The sequence below is a fragment of the Bradyrhizobium elkanii USDA 76 genome (assembly GCF_023278185.1).
Taxonomy (GTDB): domain Bacteria; phylum Pseudomonadota; class Alphaproteobacteria; order Rhizobiales; family Xanthobacteraceae; genus Bradyrhizobium; species Bradyrhizobium elkanii.
The window spans coordinates 3,693,325-3,707,136 of record NZ_CP066356.1 but is presented as its reverse complement, the minus strand read 5'-3'; the positions used below and the strand labels follow the sequence as shown (position 1 = coordinate 3,707,136).

12 protein-coding genes and 1 pseudogene are annotated in these 13,812 nt (G+C 64.8%); 4 read left to right on the top strand and 9 right to left on the bottom strand.

Features of this window, described 5'->3' with window-relative positions:
- Window positions 1-49: 49 nt before the first annotated feature.
- Complete coding sequence (locus tag JEY66_RS17850; protein ID WP_016848529.1) at window positions 50-181, bottom strand: hypothetical protein; 132 nt, start codon at window positions 179-181, stop codon at window positions 50-52.
- A 196-nt stretch (window positions 182-377) separates the two neighbouring features.
- On the opposite strand from JEY66_RS17850, the gene JEY66_RS17845 reads away from it, so the two are divergent.
- Entirely contained in the window at window positions 378-1,853 is a 1,476-nt protein-coding gene (locus JEY66_RS17845) for an amidase (protein WP_026192992.1), read from the top strand.
- A 38-nt stretch (window positions 1,854-1,891) separates the two neighbouring features.
- Complete coding sequence (locus JEY66_RS17840) at window positions 1,892-2,356, top strand: PaaI family thioesterase (RefSeq protein WP_016848531.1); 465 nt, start codon at window positions 1,892-1,894, stop codon at window positions 2,354-2,356.
- A 369-nt stretch (window positions 2,357-2,725) separates the two neighbouring features.
- Here the strand turns inward: JEY66_RS17840 and JEY66_RS17835 are convergent, their stop codons facing one another.
- From JEY66_RS17835 to JEY66_RS17810, 6 genes and pseudogenes are all read right to left on the bottom strand, one after another.
- Entirely contained in the window at window positions 2,726-3,019 is a 294-nt protein-coding gene (locus JEY66_RS17835) for an HdeA/HdeB family chaperone (protein ID WP_026192993.1), read from the bottom strand.
- A 334-nt stretch (window positions 3,020-3,353) separates the two neighbouring features.
- Window positions 3,354-4,768: pseudogene (locus JEY66_RS45715) on the bottom strand (IS1182 family transposase).
- A gap of 121 nt (window positions 4,769-4,889) precedes the next feature.
- Window positions 4,890-5,423, bottom strand: a complete 534-nt coding sequence (locus JEY66_RS17825; RefSeq protein WP_016848536.1) for a hypothetical protein — start codon at window positions 5,421-5,423, stop codon at window positions 4,890-4,892.
- Window positions 5,424-6,191: 768 nt separating this feature from the next.
- Window positions 6,192-8,216, bottom strand: coding sequence for a pyrroloquinoline quinone-dependent dehydrogenase (locus tag JEY66_RS17820; RefSeq protein ID WP_018272444.1), 2,025 nt, complete (start codon window positions 8,214-8,216; stop codon window positions 6,192-6,194).
- A gap of 72 nt (window positions 8,217-8,288) precedes the next feature.
- Window positions 8,289-9,734 carry a caspase family protein gene (locus tag JEY66_RS17815; protein ID WP_026192994.1) on the bottom strand — a complete coding sequence of 482 codons (1,446 nt, stop codon included), beginning with the start codon at window positions 9,732-9,734 and terminating at the stop codon, window positions 8,289-8,291.
- A gap of 129 nt (window positions 9,735-9,863) precedes the next feature.
- Entirely contained in the window at window positions 9,864-10,091 is a 228-nt protein-coding gene (locus JEY66_RS17810) for a hypothetical protein (protein WP_016848541.1), read from the bottom strand.
- 159 nt (window positions 10,092-10,250) lie between these two features.
- Between JEY66_RS17810 and JEY66_RS17805 the strand changes: the two genes are divergently transcribed.
- Window positions 10,251-10,703 carry a hypothetical protein gene (locus JEY66_RS17805; RefSeq protein WP_016848542.1) on the top strand — a complete coding sequence of 151 codons (453 nt, stop codon included), beginning with the start codon at window positions 10,251-10,253 and terminating at the stop codon, window positions 10,701-10,703.
- Window positions 10,704-10,902: 199 nt separating this feature from the next.
- Window positions 10,903-12,087 carry a GNAT family N-acetyltransferase gene (locus JEY66_RS17800; protein ID WP_018272446.1) on the top strand — a complete coding sequence of 395 codons (1,185 nt, stop codon included), beginning with the start codon at window positions 10,903-10,905 and terminating at the stop codon, window positions 12,085-12,087.
- Between the two features lie 289 nt (window positions 12,088-12,376).
- On the opposite strand, the gene JEY66_RS17795 is transcribed toward JEY66_RS17800, so the two are convergent.
- Entirely contained in the window at window positions 12,377-13,015 is a 639-nt protein-coding gene (locus tag JEY66_RS17795; RefSeq protein WP_240537260.1) for an NIPSNAP family protein, read from the bottom strand.
- An 85-nt stretch (window positions 13,016-13,100) separates the two neighbouring features.
- Complete coding sequence (locus JEY66_RS17790; RefSeq protein WP_018272447.1) at window positions 13,101-13,766, bottom strand: DsbA family oxidoreductase; 666 nt, start codon at window positions 13,764-13,766, stop codon at window positions 13,101-13,103.
- Between the last annotated feature and the right edge of the window lie 46 nt (window positions 13,767-13,812).

Genomic DNA, 13,812 nt, shown 5'->3' with positions numbered 1-13,812 from the left:
CCGGTATATCACCGCAAGAAAGCCGCCGCCAAGCGCGCCTGCCCCGGCCCTAGAGATGGTCTGACTTGCAGGATTTCGGCGACTGCATCCAGTCGTCCCAGACTGGACCGCAGCGCGTGCAACCGCTGAGCGCAAGCCCGATCGCAACCACGCCGCCGAGCACCACCAATTTGCGGAACATGTACGCCCCCACCACTCGCGAGGAGGCGACTGGGCGCCGAAACTGGGGCAATTTCAAGCCGGGCACGGCGCTTGCAACGCAGCGCAGCGCGCGTCGGAGCGCAAGCGCGCGTCGGACGGGCTGTCGGCGCGCACTGGTTTGACCGGGCTGCCGCGCAAATTACACTGCGCAACAAAGCAGAAAAGGAATCGATCAAATGACTTTGGCGATGAGCTGGGACGAGTGGACGCAGCACGACGGGACGGCGCTCGCAGGACGCGTCCGGAGCGGCGAGCTGACGCCCCGTGAGCTGGCGTCGCAGGCAGCCAGCGCCGTCGCCAAGGTCGATCCCGCGCTCTGCGGCGTCGTCGAGCTGTTCGACGACGTGATCGCCGATCCCGCGCGCGACGGCGCCGACCTCGATGGCCCGTTCGCCGGCCTGCCCTTCCTGATGAAGGACCTCGGCCCGACCTTGAAGGGGCGGCTGCAGGAGATGGGCTCGCTGATGATGCGCGGCAATCGCGCCGCGGCGGATACCTTCCTGACCGCGAAGATGCGCAAGGCCGGCCTCAATTTGATCGGCCGCACCACGACGCCGGAGTTCGGGGTCTGCAGTTCGGCGGAAAATCCCGCGGTCTATGTCACGCGCAATCCCTGGAACACCGACTACACCACCTGCGGCTCGTCGGCCGGCAGCGCGGCGATGGTCGCCGCCGGTGCTGTGCCGATCGCGCATGCGACCGATGGCGGCGGCTCGATCCGCATTCCCGCCGGGGTCAACGGCAATATCGGCCTCAAAGTCTCGCGCGGCGTGTTCTCGCTCTCGCCGCATCTGTCCGATCTCACCGGGCTGGTCTCGATCCAGGGCTGCCAGTCGCGCACGGTGCGCGACACCGCTGGCTTCGTCGATGCCTGCCGGGGACCTGCGCCCGGCGAGTTCATGCCGTTCTGGACCTCGCCCGAGCCATATGCCGCGATGATCGCGCGCGACCCCGGCCGGCTCAGGATCGCGCTGTCGCACACGTGGGGGGACTATCGCGCGACGCCGCACATCGCAGCCGAGCTCGAGCGGGTCGGACGCTTCCTCGAAGGCCTCGGCCATCAGGTCGATTACGCGCTGCCGGCGATCGACTATCGGGAAGCCTTCGCGGCGCAGACCGCCTGCTACATCAGCAATTTCGCCGTCGTGATCGGCAACATGCTCGCCGCGCGCGGCCTCGAGCGGCCGCCGGCGGAGCTGATCGAGCCGATCAACATCCGCATCTGGGAGCATGGCCGCGACTTCAGCTTCGCCGACCGCGCCCGCATGCAGGCCGTCTTCAACACCACGGCACGCGGCTTCGGCGCCTTCTTCGAGGACTGGGACATCATCCTGACGCCGATCACGGCGCTGCCGACGCCGAAGGTCGGCACCACGGAATATCTCACCATCAGCGATAACCCGTCGGTGCTGGACTGGTTCGGCAATCTCTGGCGCAACTTCGCCTTCACGCCGCTCGCCAATCTCTGCGGCATCCCCGCGATCTCGCTGCCGCTCGCGACCAACGAGCACGGCCTGCCGCTCGGCATCCAGGCGATCGGAAAGCAGGCCGATGACGGGTTGCTCCTGCAGCTCGCCGCCCAGATCGAACGCGCCATCGGCGGCAAGTGGAATGACGGCAAGACGCCGGCCGTGCATGTCACGCGCAACTAGAACAAGATAGATAGCATCAACAGAGGGAACGGGACGTCATGCAGCAGCAAGCCGGGGAATTCGGGATCGACGACGCGAAACGCGTGCTCGGCGACGTCTTTGCGCCCTGGGTGCAGGACCTCAATCTGGCGGTCGAGCAGTTCGACATTGCGCCGCCCGCCGGCGGCGATCCCGACTGGCAGCCCGGCGCGATCCTGCGCATGCCGTTTTCCGAACGCCTGTGCCGCAATGGCGGCATCGTCTGCGGCCAGGCGCTGATGGCGTTCGCCGACACCGCGATGGTGCTCGCCAATCTCGCGGCCAACAAGGGCTATCGCCCGATGACGACGGTCGACCAGACCACGCATTTCATGCGCGCGGTGACCGCCTCCGACGTGCTGGCCGACGCCCGCGTGGTCCGGCTCGGCCGCACCATGAGCTTCGGTCGCGTCACGCTATCCTCCGCCACCGACAACAAGCCGGTGGCGATGGTGTCGAGCGCCTTCGCGATGCTGCCGGGATAGGACTGTTGCATCATAGACGGTGCATCTCCTCATCCTGAGCTCCACCCATCCTACGCAACTGTCGTCGCCCGGCCTGTGCGCAATTGCGCACATGGACCGGGCGACCCAGTACGCCGCGGCCTATCGGCTCAAGCCACGGACGTCTCTGGAATACTGGATCACCCGCATGCGCGGGTGATGACACTGAGTCAGCTGTTTGACAATTGAATCAGACAGCCGCAACACCCATCACCGTCATCCCCGCGCAAAGGCCTCGCCTTTGTCGCTGGAGGAGCGCGCTCTCGCGCGCGTCTCGAAGGATGAATCGGCCCGGCTGGTGGCCGTCGATCCTTCGAGGCTCGCGCTCCACGAGGAGCTTGCGTGGCAGGTTTACTTCCCGAGCACGGCCTCGGCCGCGTTGACGATGCTGATCGTCGGATTCTTTCCGCAATAGGTGCCGAACTTCCTGGCGTTCTCGGTAAACACGTCGGTGTCGATGATCGCCTCGTCGGAATCGCCCTTGTACCAGCCGTCCATCCACACCAGCACCATCTTGATGGTGTCGTCGCCGCCGTCGACGAACTGCTTGCAGGTCATGGTCGAGAGATCGAGGACGGTGGCGCTGGCCGGTGCCGACGACAGCGCGAGCGCGGCGGCAAGCATGATCGAGGCAGTGATCTTCATCGCAATCTCCATGGGCAATGATCTGAAATGAACAGGTCGCCGGAAGCCAGGCGGCTCCGCTCGCGACCTCGTAAGCGAAGCGTCGCGGCGAACGCAAGCGAGACATCGCGCAACTTTGCCTGCACGTCGCTTCAGTGCACGGATTGAGAATTCGTGTTCGTGATTTGTGACGGGTCGCGCTAGAGCGTGATGAGAACAGGGAGCGTACTAGCGAGGTCCATGTCGCTCTCAGAAACCGACCTCGGCGATGCCGTGGTGAATGTCCGCTCAGGGCCCAGGCCGTGTGAAAATCGCGCAACTCGGGGCGCTGATTTGGTCGCTCAGAGGGCCGGCCTCACGCCCGCATCGCCTCCAGCAATCCGCCCACGCCCACGATCATCATCACGCGCTTCATATTGTAGGCGAGGACGTTGAGCGCCATCTCGGTGGCCACCTTTGGCAGATTTTTCGTGAGAAAGTGTGTTGCTCCCATCCAACACTTCATTGTGCCGAACGGATGCTCCGCTGTCTGACGGCGGACACCCATTGCATTGGGGTTGTGGTCGAGCCGATCCTGAACGTTTTCCAGACGGCCTCATGCTCCCAGCGTGAGATGCGGCGCTCGGGGCCTGTCGTGCACTGAACTCTGAGCGTGCAGGTTTTGCAGGTGCTTGTCCAATAGCGGGTCAGTGTCTTTCCGTCCTCTATGTTCGTGTAGTGATAAGTTAATCGCTCGCCGGCGGGACAGCGACATAGACGAAGTCCTGTTTGCCGAAGCGGCCAGCAGCTTTGGCGCCCGAAGTCATCGGCTTCGGCAACGTCACCGTGATGTCGGCTTCCTCGCAGGCCCAGATCTCCTCTCCATCGTAATAGCCGCGGTCTGCCACGACTTCGAGCGTCTCGACGGCCATCTCGTCGCGCGCCTGCCTGGCCATGTTGCCGAGTTGATGGCGATCGGTGCCCACGTTGGTCACCTCGTGAGCCACGATGAGATGATGCTGCGTATCAACTGCAATCTGCACGTTATAGCCAACGATCCCGGTGTCCTTACCACTTGTCGCCATCGAGCGCGCGTCAGGATCGGTCAGCGAGATCTGCTTGTCCTCGCTCTTCATATCTCCGCATTGATCGCATTGAGCCGGACGGTCTCCTCTTTGAGCTTCTCGATTTTACCTTTCAACCGCTCAACCTTCGCCTCTGGCACCGCATCGCCGTGCCGATCGGCGGTCTCGAGCTGCGAGAGATAGCGGGCGATGCTCTCGTCGATCCGCTCAAGGCGCCGCTTCATCTTCGCCTCAGTGAAGTTCTTGTCCCGCGCATTGACGGCCTTGAACTTCGATCCATCGATGGCGACGCTCGCTGCAACAAGCGAATCAAGCTTGCGGCACAGCGCGACAAACTCGCGGCAGACCTCACAAATGGCCTTGCCATTGTCCTTGCGGATATCCGCGATGGTCTTGAAGTCCGGCGCCAACTGCCCGGTCAGCCAGATCATCTCGATATTGCGCTGGCATTCTCGCTCCAGGCGTCGGCTCGACGGCACGCGATTGAGGTAGCCGTAGATGTAGAGCTTGAGCATCATGCCGGGATGGTAGCCGGGTCGCCCCGTGTCGAGTGACTGGACGCCAACGAAGCCGAGCTTATCCAGATCGAGCCCGTCGACGAACACATCAACCGCACGCACCGGATTGTCCTCGGCCACGTCGTCGTCGAGCAGTGCAGGAACAACGTGCCCTGTGCGCGATCAACCCCTTCCACGAATCCCGCCATCGCTCGTCCCCGCCGATTCATCGGAGAATACTAATAGCAGAGGCGGAGTTTTCACACGGCCTGGGCCAGTAGCCGACATTTCTTCGGTGTGCTCGCTATTCCAGGACGCCCTCACTTCGAACTAAGCGCCGCTTTTGGGATGGATGCGGCGAACCTCTAGTTCTTCCCACCGCGTCATGACTTTCGTGCTGAAGCGCGCCCGATCAAACCCGACTTCGCCGTCATCCTCGACCAGAAAAATATCATCTTGGGACGCAACGGCTTCGAGGAAACGTGGCGACTGAATGCTGAGATCGACTTGCCCGCAAAATTCAAAATTCAGCATTTCAAAGGAGGACATCGCGACACAATAATTGTCGAAGGTCTCGAACCTTGAAAAGTCCGCCACCGCACATTCGTCCAAGCCAATCACTGGGTAGAAATTCGGTCCCCAGAGACCGGGAGTTGGTTGGAGAATTTTTAGAATTCCGATTTGCTCCAACGTGCCGGCGGGCCACTCCCAACAGCTCATAAATTCATGGAAGAATGCCTCGCGTGGCGTGCCATTTTCATCAGGAAAAGATCGGAGCCGCCCTCCCTTTCTATCGAGCTCCATCTTTCGATAGACCTCGAAAAGAAGCTCGTATACGAGCGCGGCCACTGTCGCGTTTTGCATCCATCAATCTCCTGATACCGGCTCAGGCTCGTCGGTCAGGATTATTTGCCAATCCCTAAGAAATCCGCCGAGGGACGACAAGGATTATCCGCTTTGGGTCAAATGCGGCGGTCGCGGATCGTTGGTGAGAAGTCCGGACTGCACCCAACACCGCACCAGTCGGAGGCGGCGAAGTTGGTCCACAGGGCGACATCCCCGCGGTCTGCGCCGCGCGCCCGGATTTCCTCCCGGAAGCGATATCCCAGATGGGTCCACGCCCTAGGTTCAATTGCATCCGCGAACAACCTGCGCTCCTCTCTGGTTGCGTTAGGCAATCGCATATGACCCTTCAGCGGCTACGGAGGTAACTCGGCCTCGTGGTTCGAGACGCGCCGCAAGCGGCGCTCCTCACCATGAGGGTCTACTACTGTGCCGCAAAACAAGACCCGTCATCCCCGCGCAAAGGCTTCGCCTTTGTCGCTGGAGGAGCCTGCCGAAGGCGGGCGTCTCGAAGGATGGCCGCGAGTACGCTGCCCGACAGATTTTTTTATATGCGATTGCCCTGCCGGTTGCGGGGGGAGATGCCGGCGCATGCCGCCAGGCCGATTCAACCTGAATTCATCGCGCTTTAGAGGAACGAGGCGACGCCCGCACAATTTCGGAATAGTAGAAAAGTACCCCTGAGTTGCCCGACGTGTCAAGTTGCTTTTCGAACGCCGGCAGCCGCCGGCTCCTTTGCATGGGGTTGTTTTCGATATTTTGGCGGCGCACCCCCACGGGAGCGAGCACCTAAGCGGATCGCGAGCGACGGCTGTGCCGCCAGCGCCACAACAGCGCAATGAGGGCCACGAGCACGAGTCCGGCGGCCACAGCCTTGGCGGTGAACCGCCCGCCGGGCCAGTCGATCAGGCGGGTCCACAACGATGCCCCCTCGCCCTGGCGCGGCAGGCGAAATGCCACCACGCTATCGCCGATCGATGTGCCGGCCTCGGAATGGCCGCCGGCGCCGATCGCGACGTACTGCTCGCCCTTCCAGAGATAGGTCATCGGATTGGCGACGCCGGGCACCGGAAGCCGGCCGAGCCAAAGCTGTTTGCCCGACCTGGCATCGAACGCGCGCAGATAGGCATCCATCGCGCCGGTGAACACCAGGCCGCCCGCGGTGATCGCGACGCCATTGACCAGCGGCGTGCCGGTATTGAGCGCGATGCCGAGCGGCGCGAGATCCTCGCTGGTGCCGACCGACGCATGCCAGAGGATCTTGCCGGCCTTGAGATCGACCGCCACCGTCTCGCCCCATGGCGGCTTGTTGCAGGGCGACCCGACCGCCGATTTCGCCAGCGCCCGCGACATCGCGAACGGCGCCCCTTCCTGCTGGCCGAATTCATGACCGGGCGGCGGATTGAAGCCCTTGGCCTGGTCGCGCGGAATCAGCGTGACGATGTGCGCAGCATGACTGACATTGGCATAGAGGATCTGGTTGACCGGATCGAACGCCGCGCCGCCCCAGTTCACACCGCCGCCGGTCATCGGATAGATCACAGTGCCTTGCGTCGACGGCGGCGTGTAAAGGCCCTCGTTGCGGGATTGCGCGAGCAGCGTCTCGCAGGCCGAGCTCCCGGTGCCCGGCAGCAGGCCGGCGACATCATCGGCCGTCATCCGCTGCGTCAGCAGCGGCGGCACATGGGTCGGGAACGGCTGCGTCGGCGAAAGCCTCTCGCCCTCCGCACCGTTCTGCGGCACCGCGCGCTCTTCCACCGGCCACACCGGCTTGCCGGTGCCGCGATCGAGCACGAACACAAAGCCCTGCTTGGTCGGCTGGATCACGACGTCGCGCCGACCATCGCCGGTGTCGATCCGCGCCAGCGTCGGCTGCGCCGGCAGGTCGTAGTCCCAGACGTCGTGATGCACGGTCTGGAATGCCCATGCGAGCTCGCCGGTCTCGATGCGCAGCGCGACGACGGAATTGGCGTGCTCGTCATTGCCGGGGCGCTTGCCGCCCCAGAAGTCCGGACTGGGCGATGTCGTCGGCAGGAACACCAGGCCGCGCTCCTCGTCCACCGACATCGGCGCCCAGACATTGCTGTGGCCGGCCTCGACGCCATTGTGCACGAGCGGATCGAAGCTCCAGCGCGGCTGGCCGGTCCGCGCATCGAACGCGCGCACCGCGCCGAGCGGCGCGTCGACCCGCCGGTTGTCGCCGATCGCGGACCCGACCACGACCACGCCGCGTCCCGTCACCGGCGCCGACGTGATCTGAAACTCGCCCGGCCATTCCAGCTTCATGCCAGCGTCGATCCTGATCTCGCCAGCGTTGCCGAAATCGGCACAGGGCTTGCCGGTTCGGGCATCGAGCGCGATCAGGCGCCGGTCGTTGGTGCCGGTGAAGATGCGTGACTTGCAGGCAGCGCCTTCCGCCGCACGATCATCCGTCCAGTGCGCGACGCCGCGGCAGACAAAACGATTGGCCGGCCGCTGCGCCATGCTGATCTTCGGATCGAAACGCCATTTCTGCGCACCGGTGCCGGGATCGAGCGCGATCACTTCGTTGAACGGCGTGCAGAAGATCAGGCTGTCCTCGACGAACAGCGGCGTCACCTCGAACTTGGTGCGCTTCATCACCTCGGGCGGGCGGGTATCGAGATCGCCGGTGCGGAATTCCCAGCCGCGCAGCAGCGTGCCGACATTGTCTGATGTGATCTGCGTCAGCGGCGAGAAGCGCTGTCCGCCGCGGTCGCCGCCCCAATACTCCCAGGCGCGCGCCGGCTGCGCACACAGCAGCAGCGCGGCAAGCAGGCAAAACAGCGACCGCATCGCGTCCTCCCCCAGGATGCGATCACCAGGCACCGCATCTCATGCGGGGAAAGCATTTACGCGATCGGCGCGTCAGTATCCACCCCGGCGATAGCCGCCGCCGTAGTTGCCGCGATAACCACCGCCGCCACCGATGCCGATGCCGATCCCGATTCCGATCGGCGGTCCGGCAGGCTCATAGACCACGGCTGGAGGCGGACGGCGCGCCACCACGACGTCGTCCTCGACGACGACGCGCGGCGGGCGCTTGCCCGCGCGCCGCGGCGGATCGGGATCGGCACGCTTTTTCGCCGGCACGTTGGCCCTCTGCTGCAGCGGCTGTTGGGGCGGCGCGGCGTTGCAGGGACAGGTCGGTGCCGCCAGCCCAACGTTGGTCGCGGGCACACTGAGCGCGACGGCGGGTGCCGGATCGGGACGGTAGCGCAGCCGTTCGATCATCTTGCGCGCGGTGGCTGTCAGGTCGGTGTCAGGATATTGCGCAAGGAAACCGCGATAGGCCGCCGCCGTGTTGGCGAGAACAGCGTTACTCCACGCCATCATGCGGCGATGCCGGTCGAGCCAGTCGCGCGCCTGCAGGCCGCGCGGCGTGCCGGCGAAGATCGCGGCGAAGGCTTCGTAGGATTCGTCGGAGCCATCGATCACCGTCAGCTCATTCGCGGCCTCAATCGGCTTGCCCTGCAGCTCGCGCTTCCATTCGTCGACGGTGCGTTTGGCGGCGGCCGGCGGCGGCGTCGGTGCGGGCGACGCCGCAGCACCCGCCATGAAACGGAAGTCGTCGGTGAGCGAGGACGAGTCCCACGGCGTCTGGCGGCCGTCGGTTGCCTTGTTCACCGCCAGGCGAACGCGCTTGAAGGTGTCCTCGATCGGGATGCCCGGCTCCTTCGCCGAGGCCAGCAACGCGGTCGTGTAGGGGCTGTTGGCGCCGCTGCCGTCCTCGGCTTCCGCGCCCGGCGAGGTCGAGAACGAGACGAACGTGCCGGGCGCGCCCACCTTGGCATCGACGATGGCGAGCCCGTGCCCCGCGGTCTTGCTGAGCTCCGGGAAAGGATTGTTGCGGCAGGCATCGAGCAGCACGATGCGCATCCGGCTTGGCACCGAGGTCAGCGTGTTCAGGATGTCGTTGAGCCGAACCGCCTGGATCGGGATATCAGCCTCGCGCTTCGGATCGACATCGACCGGCACCAGATAGTTCTCGCCGTCGATCTGCAGGCCATGCCCGGCATAGAACACCAGCGCCACGGTGTCGGCGCCCTTCGCCGCCACCTGGCCGGCGAAATCGCTGAGCCGTGCGCGCATCTCGTCCTGCGACAGGTCCGATGCGGCCGTCACCGCAAATCCGGCATCGGTCAGCATCTGCGACACAGCCCTGGCGTCGTTGGCCGGATTCGGCAGCGCGGGCACCGACTTGTAGGCCGACTGCCCGATCACCAGCGCCAGCCGGTTTTCCGCCGACGCCGGCACGGCGCCGAGCAGGATCGCTGCCGGAACGATCAGGCTGAGGAGCGAACGGCGAAGCATGGCGGCCTCCGACAATGACATCGAAGATGGGTCGGAGGCCGTCAGGCCAAGGTTCATGCCGTGCGGCAATGTGCTGCCGAGCGACGCCGGTTCGGATGTCGAATGGCCGCAGAGACCTAGCGAGCCCGGCTATTTCGGCTTCTTGGCCGGATCCGCTGCCGGCTTGGTGACGCCCCAGGGATCGTATTTCTCCTTGGGCTCCGGGATCCGATCGAGCGCAGCCTTGTAGGCCTTCTCGTCGACCTTGGGCTTCTGCTCCGTCTTCGTATCGCCCCCACCGCCCCCGCGCCGGCCCTGGGCCAGCGTGGGCGTCGCGAGCAGCGCCAGAATGACGGCAGCAACCGTGAAGCGTTTCATGTCAGTCTGTCTCCCCCGCCGCTGCAGCAACATCCGGTAATACCTTTACCCCAACGATAACTTGTCGCTCGACATTTGTTGATCGACAAAGCGCCGCATGATGCGAATTCAGCGCCACCAGGGGGCGCAATCTTGGCGGCGGCACATTAAATTCGTTCAATGGGACAGGGACAAGTACATCTGGCGGCGCTGCTGGCCGGCGCCGCCTTCATATTGAGTGGCTGCGGGCTGGCGGACAGCCACGCGGTATGGCCGGAGGCCTTGAAGGTCAAGGCTACGGAGCCCGCGCCGCTCGAGACGCCTCCGGACGTCAAACGGCTGGTCGCAGGCAAGCTGGATTCGGTGTTCACGACCGGTTCACAGCCGACCCATGTGCGGGTCTCCGCCCCGCTGCACGACCCGCGCGGCACCGGCTGGACCGCCTGCGTCCGCGCCGAGCTGACATCGGTGATCGGCAAGCCGCTGGGGACGCAGACCTATCGCGTCTTCATCAACGACGGCGCGATCTTCGATCGCCGGCAGGTGGAAGCCGACGACAATTGCGTGACGCAGAATTACGAGCCGATCGAGAGTTCCGTTCAGCTGGAAGCGCAGCGAAGCCCCAAACCTTGAAGCCCAAGCCTTGAAGCCCCAGCCTTGACGTCTGAGCCGGCGAGCCGGCCAGGCCGGCGCGCACCGGTATGCTGAACGGCCGGTTAACATGACCGCTCAAATTGCCTGCTGGCCTCAACGGCATTTTCCATTTCTTTCCGCTAGCGTTGCCCTGACGAACGCAAGGCCGATCGGCCTCGCGGACTGGGGAAACAGGGACGTGGCCGATATTGCTGACCAGGCAATGATCCACCGTGCATCGCGCAGGGATGCCACGGACGATCGCACGTTGCCGCCGCTGTCGGCCGCGCCGCTCAATGCATGGCGCGCGCTTGCCGCGCGCGCGATCGAGGCCAATGGCTACTATCAGGCGGACTGGGAATTGGCGGTCGATGCCTCCGCGCGCGGCCGCACCGGCGCCTCGCTGCTCAGCGCTGCCGGCGATGGCGGGCAATTGATCGGGTTGTTGCCGGTCGTTCCGATGCGGCGGATCTACCGCATTCCCCTGCCCGCGCTGGTCGGCGCCGAACCCTATGGCACGCTGTGCACGCCGCTGCTCGACCGCGCCGCCGCCGAGGAAGCGGCGGGCAAGATGCTGCGGCAGGCGCGCAATGCGGGCGCGCATGCGCTGATCCTGCGCAACATGTCGCTCGAGGGCCCGGCCATGGCGGCGATCCGCGCCGTGCTGGCGCGAGACGGGTTGCAGCCGCAGATACTGAGCGCCTACCAGCGCGCCCAGCTGGATGCGACGCGCGATGCCGACGAATTGTTGCGCGACGCGCTTGGGCCTAAGAAGCTGAAGGAGCTGCGCCGCCAGCACCATCGCCTGTCCGACCATGGCACGGTGCGCTTCGATGTCGCCCGAACGCCGCACGAGGTTGCGACGGCGCTCGAGACTTTCCTTGTCCTCGAAGCCGGTGGCTGGAAGGGAGAGCGCGGCACGGCGCTCAGCCAGCATGCCGGCGATGCGGCCTTCATCCGCCGCGCGACGTCGACAATGGCCGAAGCCGGCCGCTGCGAGATCATCACGCTGCATGCCGGCGACACGCCGGTCGCGGGCGGCATCGTGGTGCGCCACCAGGACCGCGCCTTCTTCTTCAAGATCGGCGTCGACGAGCGTTTTGCGAAATATTCGCCCGGTACGCAGTTGACGCTCGAGCTGACGCGCCATCTCTGCGCCGATCCCGCGATCAAGTCGGCCGATTCCACCGCGGCGCCAGGCCACCCCATGATCGACCCGATCTGGCGCGGCCGCTTCGCGATCGGCGACGTACTCATTCCATTGCGGCGCCGCGATCCGCTGGTGCCGGCCATTCACGCCGCGCTGACCCTGAACAAATTTGCCTACGAAGCCGCGCGCGGCGCCGTCCGCTTCATCCGCAGCCGGCGCGGCAAGCCCGGATAATGCGGTTTACCCTTTCGTAGGCATGCAGACACATCGGGAAACAAGTGGCTGCTGCCGTCAGGTTGATGTCAGCTGGCCCGACTAGCGTTGCGGCGCGCTGGTTCTCAGACGGCGCGCGCCCTTGCTTCGAAAGCCTCATCTGATGGAAACATCGGATGGGGCTTTTTGCCGGCGCTCGCGACGTCCTGACGCCGAAAACGAAAAGGCCGCCTCAACCGGCGGCCTCCCTGTCTTGCGCTCGGCGAACCATTGGGGAAGGTGGCACGCCGCGGCGCGACCAGCACCTGCCTTACTGCAATGGCGAATGCGGCGCCGGCAGCATGATGGTCGAGTGCATCTCCTCGAGCACCTGCGTGCCCTTGCTCAAAAATTCCAGCCAGGCTGGATCCTTCATCGCGTTGCCGCGTGCGGCAGCGCGGGCGTTGAGATCGGGATAGGCCCAGATGTGGCAGACCTCGTTGGGCTGCCCGGCTTCGGTGGTCCAGAGACCGACGATCTTGGAGTATTTCTCGCGCTCCGGCATCACGCCGGTGATCAGATCGAGCCATTGCTTGGCGCCGCCGACCGGCTTGGCGCGATAGTTGCGGAATTCGTAGATATTGCCTGATGTCGCCGGCGCCACCGGCGGGATGATTGCATTGAGCAGCCGCACCTCCTGGCGCACCAGCAGCGGACGGATCACCGGAATATACTCGCCGGTCCAGCGCGGGTTCCTGGCGAGCTCGGCGCGCAGCCGCGCCCGCTCGTTGAGATCGGCGTAGCTCCACATGTGCATGACCTGATTGAGTGGACCGATCTCGGTGATCCAGTAGCCCTCCAGCTTGCCGAAATTGTCGGCGCGGATATCGCGCGAGATCGTGCTCGCAGCCTTCACCATCTCGCCGACGGTGCCTGGACGTACCGTGTAGGTGCGCAGCTCATAGATCATGATGGTCTCCTTGATTGTTTCCGATGGATGATGTGGGCAAACGAAAAAGCCCGGCATGAGCCGGGCTTTCGATGTGGATTGCGGACTACTGCGCCGCCTGCGCGTTGATCTCGGCCGAGACCTGGCGGATGGCGCGGGCGAGCTGCTCGGCCGGCTGGGCGCCGGACACCGCGTATTTCTGCGCAAACACGAAGGTCGGCACGCCCGAAATCCCCTTCTCGGCGGCTTCCTGGGCCTGCGCCGAGACCAGAGCGACATCCTCGTCGGTGGCAAGACGCTTGCGGACGTCGTCGGCATCGAGCCCGACATCGGCCGCTGCCTGTACCAGCACGTTGCTGTCGGTGAGATCGCCGCCGTCGCGGAAATACAGCTCCATCAGCCGCTGCTTCATCTCGGCCGCCTTGCCCTTGGCCTCGGCCCAGTGGATCAGGCGATGGCAGTCGATCGTGTTGGGCTGCCGCTTGACGAGCTCGGGATGGTAGGTGAGCCCCTCCTCATTGGCGGCGGCGACCACGCGGCCGGCAATGCCCTTGTAGGCATCGACCGAGCCGAACTTGGCGGTGAGATATTCCTCGCGGCTGATGCCCTCGCGCGGCACCCAATTGTTGAGGAAGAACGGCCGCCAATGGACCTCGACCGGCACATCGGGCACCAGCTTGAGCGCGTCCTCGATGCGATGCTTGCCGATATAGCACCAGGGGCAAACGACGTCGGAGACGATGTCGAGGCGAAGCGGCTTCAGATCGCTCATGGCGGGGTTCCCGGCGGAAATGGGACCCCAAAAGTAGGCCGAAAGC